This is a genomic window from Cupriavidus sp. H18C1 (genome assembly GCF_049311595.1).
In the GTDB taxonomy this organism is placed as follows: domain Bacteria; phylum Pseudomonadota; class Gammaproteobacteria; order Burkholderiales; family Burkholderiaceae; genus Cupriavidus; species Cupriavidus cauae.
Genome location: NZ_CP186008.1, coordinates 2931457 through 2944884 on the forward strand (window position 1 = coordinate 2931457; position 13428 = coordinate 2944884).

At 68.3% G+C, this 13428-nt stretch carries 9 protein-coding genes and 1 pseudogene; 9 read left to right on the forward strand and 1 reads right to left on the reverse strand.

All coding sequences use genetic code 11. The features are described from left to right. Nucleotides 1–43 precede the first annotated feature (43 nt). Together OJJOAM_RS13610 and OJJOAM_RS13615 are read left to right on the forward strand one after the other, a co-directional pair. Nucleotides 44–502 carry a (2Fe-2S)-binding protein gene (locus tag OJJOAM_RS13610; protein ID WP_422648254.1) on the forward strand — a complete coding sequence of 153 codons (459 nt, stop codon included), beginning with the start codon at nt 44–46 and terminating at the stop codon, nt 500–502. A 34-nt stretch (nt 503–536) separates the two neighbouring features. Next, a pseudogene (locus OJJOAM_RS13615) lies at nt 537–2826 on the forward strand (molybdopterin cofactor-binding domain-containing protein). A gap of 185 nt (nt 2827–3011) precedes the next feature. Here OJJOAM_RS13615 and OJJOAM_RS13620 read toward each other — a convergent pair. Beyond that, nucleotides 3012–4835 (reverse strand): hypothetical protein, encoded by a 1824-nt coding sequence (locus OJJOAM_RS13620; protein ID WP_422648255.1) that lies wholly within the window; start codon nt 4833–4835, stop codon nt 3012–3014. A gap of 323 nt (nt 4836–5158) precedes the next feature. Here OJJOAM_RS13620 and OJJOAM_RS13625 point away from each other — a divergent pair, with 323 nt between their 5' ends. The 7 genes from OJJOAM_RS13625 (at nt 5159) to groL (ending at nt 13062) form a co-directional block, all read left to right on the forward strand. Then, complete coding sequence (locus tag OJJOAM_RS13625; RefSeq protein WP_149316893.1) at nt 5159–5449, forward strand: winged helix-turn-helix domain-containing protein; 291 nt, start codon at nt 5159–5161, stop codon at nt 5447–5449. 313 nt (nt 5450–5762) lie between these two features. Next, nucleotides 5763–7430 carry an alpha-amylase family glycosyl hydrolase gene (locus OJJOAM_RS13630; protein ID WP_422648256.1) on the forward strand — a complete coding sequence of 556 codons (1668 nt, stop codon included), beginning with the start codon at nt 5763–5765 and terminating at the stop codon, nt 7428–7430. A gap of 64 nt (nt 7431–7494) precedes the next feature. Then, a complete protein-coding gene (locus OJJOAM_RS13635; protein WP_422648257.1) occupies nt 7495–9123 on the forward strand; it encodes an alpha-amylase family protein in 1629 nt (542 codons plus the stop codon). 67 nt (nt 9124–9190) lie between these two features. Next, on the forward strand, nt 9191–9577 hold the full coding sequence (locus OJJOAM_RS13640; RefSeq protein WP_422648258.1) for a sensory rhodopsin transducer: 387 nt from the start codon (nt 9191–9193) through the stop codon (nt 9575–9577). A gap of 69 nt (nt 9578–9646) precedes the next feature. After that, nucleotides 9647–10648: a TIGR03557 family F420-dependent LLM class oxidoreductase gene (locus OJJOAM_RS13645; RefSeq protein WP_422648259.1), complete on the forward strand. Its 1002-nt coding sequence runs from the start codon at nt 9647–9649 to the stop codon at nt 10646–10648. A gap of 372 nt (nt 10649–11020) precedes the next feature. Then, a complete protein-coding gene (gene groES, locus OJJOAM_RS13650; protein ID WP_149316897.1) occupies nt 11021–11311 on the forward strand; it encodes a co-chaperone GroES in 291 nt (96 codons plus the stop codon). A 107-nt stretch (nt 11312–11418) separates the two neighbouring features. Next, nucleotides 11419–13062, forward strand: a complete 1644-nt coding sequence (gene groL, locus OJJOAM_RS13655) for a chaperonin GroEL (protein ID WP_149316898.1) — start codon at nt 11419–11421, stop codon at nt 13060–13062. Nucleotides 13063–13428 lie beyond the last annotated feature (366 nt).

Genomic DNA, 13428 nt, shown 5'->3' on the forward strand with positions numbered 1-13428 from the left:
CGGCGGTTCGACAAGGGGGGCGGCATGACAAGGAACGATCCCCATGACGACGCTGGAAATCAACGGCAAGCCGATGCAGGTCGACGCCGATCCGAGCACGCCGCTGCTGTGGGCGCTGCGCGATCAGCTGCATATGACCGGGACCAAGTTCGGCTGCGGCATCGCGGCCTGCGGCGCCTGCACGGTGCACATGAACGGCCAGCCGATCCGCGCCTGCGTGACGCCGATCTCCGCGCTGCAGGGCGCGCGTATCACGACGATCGAAGGCGCCGGCACCGACAAGGTCGGCCGCGCGGTGCTCGATGCCTGGGTCAGGAACGATGTGTCGCAGTGCGGCTATTGCCAGAACGGGCAGGTGATGAGCGCGATCGGGCTGCTGCGCAACAAGCGCAAGCCGAGCGATGCCGATATCGACCAGGCGATGGCGGGCAATCTGTGCCGCTGCGGCACGTACCAGCGCATCCGCGCCGCCATCAAGGACGCCGCCCAGACGCTGGGCTGATTCGCAGCGGATTGGTCCGGGAGACACCATGCAAATGCAACGACTTGGCGCGCGCATTGCCGCGCTATCCGGCGGCGCCGGCGACGGCCCGCATGAGGCCCATGACGCGTACGGCGGCGATGGCGCGCCGGCGGCCGGCATCGACCGGCGCACCTTCCTGAAGCTGACCGGCATGGCCGGCGGCGGACTGGCGCTGGGCATCGCGCCGCTGAGCGCGGCCCGTGCCGACGAGGGCGCCGCATCCGCCGCCCCCCACCGCGAAGGGCGCGGCCGCCGCGCCGCAGGCCTTCATCGTGATCGCGCCGGACAACACCGTGACGATCGCCGTCAACCGGCTTGAGTTCGGCCAGGGGGTGCACACCGCGCTGCCGATGGCGCTGGCCGAGGAGCTCGACGTCGACTGGCGCAACGTGCGCGCGGTGCTGGCGCCGGCCGGCGATCCGTACAAGGACCCCGCGATGGGGATCCAGATGACCGGAGGCTCGACCGCGGTCAAGCACTCGTACCAGCAGTACCGCGAGCTCGGCGCCCGTGCCCGCGCGATGCTGGTGGCCGCGGCCGCGCAGCAGTGGCAGGTCGAGCCGTCCGCGTGCACCGCCGCGCAAGGCGTGGTCACCGCCGGCAGTCGCCGCGCGACCTACGGCGAGCTCGCGCAGGCGGCGATGGCGCTGCCGGTGCCGCAGCAGGTCACGCTGAAGGACCCGTCGCGCTTCACGCTGATCGGCAAGCCGACGCCGCGGCTGGACACGCGCGGCAAGCTGGACGGCTCCGTGGGCTTCGGCATCGATACGCAGCTCGACAACCTGATGGTCGCCGTGGTCGCGCGGCCGCCGCGCTTCGGCGGCAAGGTGCGCCGCTTCAATGCCGACGCGGCGCGCGCGATCAAGGGCGTGGCCGAGGTGCTGGAGGTGCCGACCGATGGCGGCGGCACCGGCGTCGCGGTGATTGCCAACGGCTATTGGCCGGCCAAGCAGGGGCGCGATGCGCTGCAGGCCGAATGGGACGACAGCGGCTCGACGGTCTCGACCGCGGCGCTGTACGAGGAATACGCGAAGCTGGCGCGCCAGCCCGGCAGGACGCCGCGCGCCGACGCGTTCGACCTGGCGGGCGCCGCGCGCACCGTCGAGGCCGAGTACCGCTTCCCGTATCTGGCGCACGCGCCGATGGAGCCCCTGAACTGCACGATGCAGGCCGAGATGGCCGGCGGCAAGCCGACGCGCGTCAAGGTCTGGGCCGGCACGCAGTTCCAGACGGTCGACCACGGCGCGCTGGCCAAGGCCTTCGGCCTGGCGCCCGAGCAGGTCTCGGTGGTCACGATGATGGCCGGCGGCGGCTTCGGCCGGCGGGCGGTGCCGACCTCCGACTATCTGGTCGAGGCCGCGCAAGTGATGCGCGCCTGGGTCGCCAAGGGCCATCGCGAGCCGGTCAAGGTCATCTGGAGCCGCGAGGACGACATCCGTGGCGGCTACTACCGGCCGTTGCATCTGCACCGCGCGCGCATCGGCGTCGACGCGCGGGGCAAGGTGCTGGGCTGGGAGCACGCGATCGTGGGCCAGTCGCTGACGATGGGCTCGCCGTTCGAGGCCTTCCTCGTCAAGGACGGCGTCGACCACACCATGACCGAGGGCATCGTCGACCATGACTATGGCTTCCCGATGAGGCTGTCGGTCCATCACCCGAAGGTGCAGGTTCCCGTGCTGTGGTGGCGCTCGGTCGGCCATACGCACACGGCCTTCGTCAAGGAGACGCTGATCGACGAACTGGCCGCGGTGGCGAAGCAGGACCCGGTGGCCTACCGGCTCGCGCAGCTCGATCCGGTCAAGGGGGCACGGCAGCGCGCGGCGCTGCAGCTGGCGGTCGAGAAGTCGGGCTACGGCAAGCGCAAGCTGCCGGCCGGGCGTGCCTGGGGCGTCGCCGTGCACCAGTCGTTCGATTCGGCGGTGGCCTATGTGGTCGAGGTCTCGCTGCGGAACGGGCAGCCGCACGTGCATCGCGTGACCGCCGGCGTGCATGCCAACCGCGTGGTCAACCCGCTGTCGGCGCGCGCGCAGATCGAGGGCGGCTGCGTGTTCGGCCTGGCGATGATCCGGCCCGGCTTTGCCATCGAGATCGACAACGGTGCGGTGAAGAACAGCAACTTCGGCGACTTCCCGCCGGTGCGCATCAACGATGCGCCGCCGGTGGAGGTGCACTTCGTGCCGTCCGACGATCCGCCCACCGGGCTGGGCGAGCCGGGCGTGCCGGTGATCGCGCCGGCGGTGGCCAACGCGGTGTTCAAGCTGACCGGCAAGCGCCAGCGGCAGTTGCCGTTCGTGATGGCGTAGGCGAGGGTGGCAGCGTCGCGGAAAGCGCGACGTAGAAGCGCGACGTAGAAGCGCGACGTAAGAGCGCGACGTAGAAGCACGACGTGGAAGCACGACGTGGAAGCGCGGCAGTAGAAGGCAGAAGCGGCCTGCCCTGGTTGGGCCGGCCGCTTCCGCTTCCGTGCGCCTGTGTTGCGTGACGGCGGTTATAGCGCCAGGTAATGCGCCATCAGCCGCGGCATCGACATCAGCCGGACCGTTTCGGCGCCGTCCGCGTTCGGCAGCGCGACGCGGAGGAGCCCGGAGGCGTGGGCCGACAGTCCGCCCTGGCGCGCGACCGGCATCGTGCGCGTCAGCGAGATCGAGCCCGACACCGCCCGCTGCCCGGTGGCCGAATCTTCGAAGACCAGAGGCTGCGGCGTGTCGATCTCGACCGCCATGCTCATGCCGCGCAGCTTCAGCGCCGCCTTGCCCGTGCCCGAGCCGACATCGCTGCTGGCATCGAGCCGCACCTGCATGCCCTGCGTCATCGTGGTGGCGCTGCCGCCGGGACGCGTCATCGTGAAGTACTGGCTGTCGATGCGCACCAGCGGCGTGGTGCCCGCCACCAGCGGCCCGCCGGCGCTGGCCGGATCCCCGAAGGCCAGCCAGTCGGTCCACATGCCTGCCGCCTGCAGCAGCGGCTGCGGGGCGGTCGCGTCCGCGCTCGACAGCGTGACGTCGAACTGCACCTGTCCGCTCGCGCCGAAGACGCCGGGTTCTCCCGCGAAATACGTCACCGTCATCCGGCCCGAGCGCGCCAGCGCCATGCCCGACAGCGGCTCGCGCGTCAGGCATTGGCTGTAGTCGAGCGTGAAGACATCGCCGTGGTCGAGCATGCCGTTGGGCGTGGCATCCTCGTAGGCGATCGTGACCTCGCCCTGCGTACGATCGCCGACGGTGCAGGAATAGGTGATCGAACCCTTCGTCCGCGCCTCGTTCAGCCGCGCCGGTGTTTCGGCGCGCAGCAGCAGCGGCAGGGCGGCAGCGCGCATGGTGGCGGTCAGGTCTTCGCTGTCTACCGGCGCGAGCCTGGCGATTTCGGCAGTGCGGGCGGCCACGTCCGGTTGGACCGGCATATGACTCTGCATCAGTACCGTGGCGCGGTCCGCGACCGCCCCGAGATTCGTCGCGTCCCTGGCCGCGCGCGGATCGAGCAGCCAGGCGTGGAGGGCCAAGTCCACGTAGCCTTTGGTCCAGTCGCTGACGTACTCGGGCGATCGGCCCGCCCTGTTCTCGTGGATGGCCTTGGCAAACATCGCCGCGAAGTTGGCGAAGCTGTTGTCCGATATCGCGGCCAGGCCGGCAGCGGTGGCATGCTGCTGTTCGCGCAGCGCGTGCAGCGTTGCCGCGACGACGCCGGAGGTATCGGACGGCAGCGCCGAATTGCCCGACAGCGGCCGCGAAATCGGCGTGGGCACCACGCGGGCATAATCGGGCGGCAGCAGCAACGCCTTGGCGATCTCCGGCTCGAGCTCTTGCTTCATCCGATCGATGGCGGCCGTCATTTCCCGCTTGAGCCGGGCGACCTCTTCGCCGTTCGCCGTCTGGATCGCTTCCTGATTCGCGCGCAGCGAGTCCACCACCGGCGACGGCAGATGCAGCAACAGCTCGTCCAGCATGCTGACCGGCTTCGTACCCTGGACCTTGCAGATGTCGGCTACCAGCGCGCGAATCTTCTCGGAGGGGCCCAGAGCCTGCGGCTTGCCGGTGGCCTCGTCGAAGAATTGCGCGGAGGGGCCGCCGCTGACCGTGATCAGGCCCGGACCGCAGTCGGCCTCGGGAACCGTCAGCGTGATCTGCCCGACGTCGCCGATCGTGCCCGAGGCGATGACGCCCGCGCCGCCCAGTCCCCGAACCGACACCAGGCCATGCAATAACGTGCCCAGATGCGGCTGTACCGTCAGCGAATAGGTGACCGGCGCGGGCGGCGTGCCGTTGTTGCCGCCGGTATTGCCGTTGCCGGCGTGGCCGCCGCCCCCCATCGCCATCGCCGCCGCATGCCGCAAGCGTAGCGACCGCGATGGCCGCCAGCGCGCGCAGCGCGGTGCGCGCTGTGTTGCCTTGCTTCATTTCCCTTCTCCCGTCCAAGGCATCGATGCGGCGCGCCCGTTGGGGGCGACGGCCCGATGCCGACCCGTTGTTGTGTATGGCTCTGCTATGGCCTTGCTATGGCTCTGATATGACCCTGCGTCGGCGGTGCGCTGCAATATCGCGCCCCGCGCCGGCGCCGCGTAGGCTAGCACAACGGCTGCGTGTGTCATCCCCCCGAACGCGGCTTGCCATTGCCGGATGTGGCGCCTAATGTACGGACATGGACCCCAAGCAGGAAGCCACCTTGAGCTATGCCTTGCTGACCGATCCGGCGCGTGCCGACATCTGCCGCGCGCTGCTGGAGGCCGGCGAGGACGGCATGCCCGCCGCCGACCTGGCCGCGGCGGTCGGCCTGAACCTGCGCCGCGCGGGCCGGATCTTCCAGGAGCTGCTGCAGGCCGACATCGTGGCGCTGACCGTGCGGGACCGGCAGGTGTGCTACAGCCTGAAGGCCCGGCGGGAAATCCGGCAGGCCCTGGGATATATCGAGGATTCCGGGCTGCTGTCGTAGCTTCCCAAGCGCGGCTGCGCCGCCAGCCTCTCGCCCGAGCTTCTTGCCAAGCCCGTTCCCAAGCCTCTTCCCCGGGCACGTTTTCCGCTTTCCCGATCCATCGCGCCGAACCCCCGTCGGAAAAAATTACCGCGCCCGCGCAGGATTTGCGCATCGGGCCCGCGGCGGCGCCGCGTCCATATCGATGGGGCTTCGGACGACACCGCAGATGCCGCCAGACAGGCATGGAAGCTGCATCGATGGGCGGATGACAACCGTCATTGCCAGCGTGCCCATGAATGTGAACGTCCGTGCCACCGTACCGCCCGGGGCCATGCCCGGCCCGCAAGCCGACCCCTCGCAGACCGTCGAAGCGACGCGCGACACCTCGCTCTGGTGGAAGAGCGCCGTGGTCTACCAGATCTACCCGCGCTCCTTCGCCGATGCGAACGGCGACGGCGTCGGCGACCTGGCCGGCATCATCGAGCGGCTGGACCATGTGCGCGCGCTGGGCGCCGACACCATCTGGATCTCGCCGATCTATCGCTCGCCGATGGCCGACGCGGGCTACGACATCAGCGACTACTGCGATGTCGATCCGGTGTTCGGCTCGCTGGCCGATGCCGACCGTCTGATCGGCGAGGCGCATGCGCGCGGCCTGCGCGTGCTGCTCGACTTCGTGCCGAACCACACGTCGGACCAGCATCCGTGGTTCATCGAATCGCGCTCGTCGCGCGACAACCCGAAGCGCGACTGGTACATCTGGCGCGACCAGCCCAACGACTGGCGCGCGGCGCTGGGCGCCGGCAGCGCCTGGACCTGGGACGAGGCCACCGGCCAGTACTACCTGCACCTGTTCCTGCCGCAGCAGCCGGACCTGAACTGGCGCAATCCCGAGGTCGTGCAGGCCATGCACGGCGTGCTGCGTTTCTGGCTCGACCGCGGCGTCGACGGTTTTCGCATCGACGTCGCCCACTGCACCGGCAAGGACCCGACCTTCGCCGATCATCCGCGCTGCCTGGCCGGCGAGCCGCTGGCCGACTTCAACGACGACCCGTACAGCCACGAGGTGCTGCGCGGCATCCGCAAGCTGGTCGACAGCTATCCCGGCGACCGCGTGCTGGTCGGCGAGGTCAATATCCGTTCGACCGCCACCGTGGTGCAGTACTACGGCGCCGGCGACGAGCTGCACATGTCGTTCAACTTCCCGCCGCTCGATGCGCCCTGGGACCCGGTGGTGTTCCGCACCTGCATCCGCGAGGTCGATGCGCTGCTGCAGCCGGCGCAGGCGTGGCCGACCTGGGTGCTGTCGAATCACGACAACGAGCGCCATCGCACCCGCTACGGCGGCTCGATGCGCCGCGCGCGCGCCGCCGCCGTGATGCTGCTGACGCTGCGCGGCACGCCGTTCATTTTCCAGGGCGAGGAACTGGGGCTCGAGGACGTCGTGGTCGAGCCGGCCCAACGCGTCGACCCCGGCGGACGCGACGGTCCGCGCGGACCGATCCCGTGGGATTTCGCGCCGCCGCATGGCTGGCGCGCGGCCCGCACCTGGCTGCCGTTCCCGCCCGAGGCCGCGACGCTGTCGGTGCAGTCGCAATGGTCGCAGCCCTCGTCGATGCTGCATCTGTACCGCACGCTGATCGCCACGCGCCGGGCCAGCCCGGCGCTGCGCCTGGGCAGCTGGGAGGAATTGCCGTCGCCGCCCGAGGTGCTGGCCTATCGCCGCCGGCATGGCGACGACAAGCGCGTGGTCTGCATCAACTTCGCCGACCGGCCGTTGCCGGTCGATCTCGAGGGCGACTGGCGCGTCGCGATCGACAGCCTGCCGGAAGGGCCGGACCGCCGCTTCGACGGCATGCTGCGGCCGGAGCAGGGCGTCCTGCTGGAGCCGCTGCATCGGCCACGGCCGCAACAGCAGCAACAGCAGCAACAGCAGCAACAGCAGCAACAGCAGCAACAGCAGCAACAGCAGCAACAGCAGCAGCCACCGCGGCCGTGATCGATGCGGGCGGCGCGGCACCGCGCGCCCGAGGTCGCCGTTCAATCGTCAGCAAGGAGAGTCCATGCGTTCGCTCTGGTACCGCAATGCGATCATCTACCAAATCGACGTCAGCGTATTTCGCGACGGCAATAACGACGGGTGGGGCGATCTCCAGGGTTTGACGGCGCATCTCGAATACCTGCGCGGGCTCGGCGTGACCTGCATCTGGCTGTCGCCGTTCTACCAGTCGCCGTTTCGCGATGGCGGCTACGACGTCACCGACCATCTCGCGGTCGACCCGCGCTTCGGCGACCTGGCCGACATGGTGGCGCTGCTGGAGAAGGCGGAGGAACTCGGTATCCGCGTGATGGTGGAACTGGTGGCGCACCACACGTCGGATCAGCACCGCTGGTTCCAGGCGGCGCGGCGCGACCGCAATTCGCCGTACCGCGACTACTACGTCTGGGCCGACGAGCCGGAGGAGACCCACGTCAAGCCGATCTTCCCGACCGTCGAGGACAGCGTCTGGACCTGGGACGAGGAGGCGGGGCAATACTATCGGCACGCCTTCTATTCGCATCAGCCCGACCTCAATATCGCCAACCCGGCGGTGCGCGCCGAGATCGAGGACATCATGTCGTTCTGGCTGCGGCTGGGCGTCTCGGGATTCCGCATCGACGCGGCGGGGCACATGATCGACGGGGCGAAGGAGGCGGACCCGCGCGACGACGGCTTCTGGCTGCTGAACGACCTGCGCGCGTTCGCGACGCTGCGCCGCTCCGACGCGGTGCTGCTCGGCGAGGTCGACGTGCCCGCCCAGGACTACGCGCGCTACTTCGGCAAGGGCCATCGGCTGACGCTGGTGTCCAACTTCTTCCTGAACAACTTCCTGTTTCTTGCGCTGGCGCGCGAGCGCGCCGAGCCGATCGAACGCGCGCTGCGCGAGCAGCCCGAGCCGCCCGAGCGCGCGCAATACGCGGTATGGGTGCGCAATCACGACGAGCTGGATCTCGAACGCCTCAGCGAGGCAGAGCGCGAGGAGGTGATGCAGCGCTTCGCGCCGGACGAGGACATGCGCGTCTACAACCGCGGCATCCGCCGCCGGCTGCCGCCGATGCTCGATGGCGACCAGCGCCGCATCGCGCAGGTCCATGCGCTGCTGTTCTCGCTGCCGGGCACGCCGATCCTGCGCTACGGCGAGGAGATCGGCATGGGCGAGGACCTGTCGCTGAAGGAGCGCCATGCCGTGCGCACCGCGATGCAATGGTCCGACGAGGTCAATGGCGGCTTTTCGCCGGCCGATCCCGGCTCGCTGCCGGTGCCGGTGATCCGCGAGGGGCCGTTCGCCTACGACAAGGTCAACATCTACGACCAATTGCTGCGCGACGATTCGCTGCTGGCCAAGACGGGCAAGATGATCCGCGCGCGCCTCGGCATGCCGGAGATCGGTTACGGGGAATGCACGGTGATGGACGTGGGCTGCCCGGCGGTGCTGGCGCTGCGGCACGAGCTGGATGGGCAGGTGGTCTTCACCTTCGCCAATCTGTCCGGCAAGGACGTCGAGGTGGGGCTGCCCGATGTCGAGGTCGGGGAGCTGCGCGACATGCTGGTCGACGGCCCGTATCCGCCGCCGCAGAACGGGGCCCATGCGCTGAAGCTGCGTGCCTACGGCTATCGCTGGCTGCGGCAGCGGCCGTGCTTTGCGCCGTGATCGTCGACACGGTGGACGGCCTGGACACTGCCAATCCCGCCACTGGCGAACAACAAAGGAGAAACCGATGGAAGCGATCGGACAACGGCGCTGGGTGATTGCCGAAGGCTATCTGCCGCCGACCGACCCGGCCGCGAGCCGGCAGTTGAACAGCCACGAGGCGGCCTGCCTGCTCAATACCGGCGATACCGAGGCCAATGTCACCGTGACGATCTTCTATGCCGACCGCGAGCCCGTGGGCCCCTACCGGCTGACGGTACCGGCTCGCCGCACGCTGCATCTGCGCTTCAACGATCTGCGCGACCCCGAGCCGATCCCGGAGGACACCGACTACGCCAGCGTGATCGAGTCCGATGTGCCGATCGTCGTGCAGCACACCCGGCTCGATTCGCGCCAGGCCGCGCTCGCGTTGATGACCACGCTGGCGTATCCGGCCCCGGCAGCGGCCGGCTGAAGGCCAACTGACGGCCAGATGACGACCCGAAGACGGCCGGCCCATCCCCATCCCGCCCAGGAGTCCGCCATGCCCTTGATCGGCTATCACGCCTCGCACGAACAGTTCTCGCCGGGCGATCTGCTGCGCTACGCGCGCGCCGCGCAGCTGGCCGGCTTTACCGCGCTCAGCTGCTCCGACCACTTCCATCCGTGGAGCGAGCGGCAAGGAGAGAGCGGCCATTCCTGGTCCTGGCTCGGCGCCGCGATGGCGACGGTCGACCTGCCGACCGGCGTGGTGGCATGCCCGTTCGGCCGCTACCACCCGGCCGTGGTCGCGCAGGCCGCGGCGACGCTGGAGGCCATGTTTCCCGGCCGCTTCTGGATCGCGCTGGGCACCGGCGAGGCGCTGAACGAACACATCACCGGCCGGCCGTGGCCATCGAAGCCCGAGCGGCAGGCCATGCTGAGCGAATCGGTGGACGCGATGCGCGCGCTGTGGCGCGGCGAGGAGGTGACGCACCGCGGCAGCATCGTGGTCGATCGCGCGCGGCTCTATACGCTGCCGCAGCGTCCGCCGCCGATCTTCGCCGCGGCGCTGACCGAGCAGACCGCGCGTTGGGCGGGGCAGTGGGCCGACGGCCTGATCACGATCTCGGGGCCGCGCGAGACCATGCGCGCGGTGATCGACGCCTTCCGCGAGGGCGGCGGCGAGGCCAAGCCGGTCCATATCCAGGCCAAGATCGCCTATGCCGACCCGACCCAGGGCGACGAGGCGGCGCGCCGGATGGCCTACGAGCAGTGGCGCACCAATGTGTTCGACAGCGAAACGGCGGCAAATCTGGCGACCCCCCGCCGAATTCGATGCCCGCGCGCGGACGGTGTCGCCGGACGACATCGAGCGGGCGGTCCGCATCTCCTGCGACGCCGCCCAGCAGGCGGCCTGGCTGGCCGAGGACCTGGCGATGGGCGCCGACGCGGTCTTCCTGCACAACGTCTGCGGCAACCAGCAGGCCTGGATCGACGCCTGCGCGCAGACGGTCTTGCCGCAGCTGCGGGGCGGGGTGTGAGAGCTTTCCCGTCTCCTCCGTGAAGGGGCCGGTGTCTCGAGTCGAAAGGCGAAAATCGCCGGGTCCCCGCTTGCAAGGGGGGACGACGGTAGAGGGAGGTCGCCTCCCCGGGGCGACATCCGCCTGAAAAAATACCGGCCGCACAATATAAGAGACAATGCCCGTCCGGCCTTGCCCGGCGCGGGGGGCGCGACGTTTTTCCTTCCTTTATGCGGGTAAACCCGTATTCAGACCTCGTCTTGAAAACCCGAAACCCCGTCCCTATAATTAGCACTCGCCGGGTGCGAGTGCTAACAGCGTGCTGTAGCCTGCATCCGGCGTCCGATTTCAAGGGTCTCCGCACTCCCGCGGTGGCCACTTTGCAAATAAATGCTCACTTGTACTAAGGAGTCCGTATGAATCTGCGTCCTTTGCACGACCGCGTGATCGTCAAGCGTCTGGACAACGAAACCAAGACCGCTTCCGGCATCGTGATTCCCGACAATGCTGCCGAGAAGCCCGATCAGGGTGAGGTGCTGGCCGTCGGCCCGGGCAAGAAGGATGACAAGGGCGCGTCGATCGCCCTCGACGTCAAGGTGGGTGACCGCGTGCTGTTCGGCAAGTACGCCGGCCAGAGCGTGAAGGTGGATGGCCAGGAACTGCTGGTCATGCGCGAAGAAGACATCATGGCGGTCATCAACAAGTGATGTCGCTGTCCGGGCGCCGCGCGTCCGGAACCCCTGGGCGCCCGGCTCCGCCGCGGCGGCGATCGCGCCCGGGACATTTCCCGTACAGAATTCTGGAGATCTAGAACATGGCAGCTAAAGACGTAGTGTTCGGCGACAGCGCTCGCCACAAGATGGTCGAAGGCGTGAACATCCTGGCCAACGCGGTCAAGGTGACCCTGGGTCCGAAGGGCCGCAACGTGGTGCTCGAGCGCAGCTTCGGCGGCCCGACCGTGACCAAGGACGGTGTGTCGGTCGCCAAGGAAATCGAGCTGAAGGACAAGCTGCAGAACATGGGCGCCCAGATGGTCAAGGAAGTCGCTTCCAAGACCAGCGACAACGCCGGTGACGGTACCACCACCGCGACGGTGCTGGCCCAGTCGATCGTGCGCGAAGGCATGAAGTACGTTGCCGCCGGCATGAACCCGATGGACCTGAAGCGCGGCATCGACAAGGCCGTTGGTTCGGCTGTCGAAGAGCTCAAGAAGCTGAGCAAGCCGACCACGACCAGCAAGGAAATCGCCCAGGTTGGCGCGATCTCGGCCAACAGCGACGAAGTGATCGGCAAGCTGATCGCCGAAGCGATGGACAAGGTCGGCAAGGAAGGCGTGATCACCGTCGAAGACGGCAAGTCGCTGGCCGACGAGCTGGAAGTCGTCGAGGGCATGCAGTTCGACCGCGGCTACCTGTCGCCGTACTTCATCAACAACCCGGACAAGCAAGTCGTCCAGCTCGACAACCCGTTCGTGCTGCTGTTCGACAAGAAGATCTCGAACATCCGCGACCTGCTGCCGGTGCTGGAGCAAGTCGCCAAGTCGAGCCGTCCGCTGCTGATCATCGCCGAAGACGTCGAAGGCGAAGCGCTGGCGACCCTGGTGGTCAACAACATCCGTGGCATCCTGAAGACCGCCGCCGTCAAGGCGCCTGGCTTCGGCGACCGTCGCAAGGCCATGCTGGAAGACATCGCCATCCTGACCGGCGGCACCGTGATCGCCGAGGAAGTCGGCCTGACGCTGGAAAAGGCGACCCTGCAGGACCTGGGTCAAGCCAAGCGTGTCGAGATCGGCAAGGAAAACACCATCATCATCGACGGTGCCGGTGACGCCGCCGCGATCGAAGGCCGTGTCAAGCAGATCCGTGCCCAGATCGAGGAAGCGACCTCGGACTACGACCGCGAAAAGCTGCAAGAGCGCGTGGCCAAGCTGGCCGGCGGTGTTGCGGTGATCAAGGTCGGTGCCGCCACCGAAGTCGAAATGAAGGAAAAGAAGGCACGCGTCGAAGACGCGCTGCACGCCACCCGCGCTGCCGTTGAAGAAGGCATCGTCCCGGGCGGCGGCGTGGCCCTGCTGCGTGCCCGCGCTGCGATCTCGAGCCTGACCGGCGACAACGCCGACCAGAATGCCGGCATCAAGATCGTGCTGCGCGCGATGGAAGAGCCGCTGCGCCAGATCGTGCTGAACGCCGGCGAGGAAGCCTCGGTCGTCGTGGCCAAGGTCATCGAAGGCAAGGGCAACTTCGGCTACAACGCCGCCAGCGGCGAGTACGGCGACCTGGTCGAGATGGGCGTGCTGGATCCGACCAAGGTGACCCGCACCGCGCTGCAGAACGCCGCTTCGGTCGCGTCGCTGATGCTGACCACCGACTGCGCGATCGCCGAAACGCCGAAGGAAGAGTCGGCGCCGGCAATGCCGGGCGGCATGGGTGGCATGGGCGGCATGGACGGCATGATGTAATCACGCCGGCCGTCGGCTTCGGCCGACTGCCCAGACTGCCGAGACGGCGCGAGCCGTCGCTTCAGTCGAAACCCCCACGGGTGCAAGCCCGTGGGGGGTTTTTGTTTGGGGAAAGCGACCGCGGTGGCGAGGTATCGGATCTTCCCTCCGCTCCGGCAGGAGAGGGCGCCAAGACGTTCGGTGTCCAGTTCGTGTCGGGCGCTCTCACACCTCAACCACATATCCCCGTTTGCGCATGCCCGTGCTGATGAAGTTTGGCTTAGGGCGAGCAGCGGTGATCGGTTTCTTGTGGAGTGGTTCGTCAGATAATCGTTCTTCGGTCCCGCTTCTCCTGGGACGAAAGTTCTGCAACGCCAATACTAATAC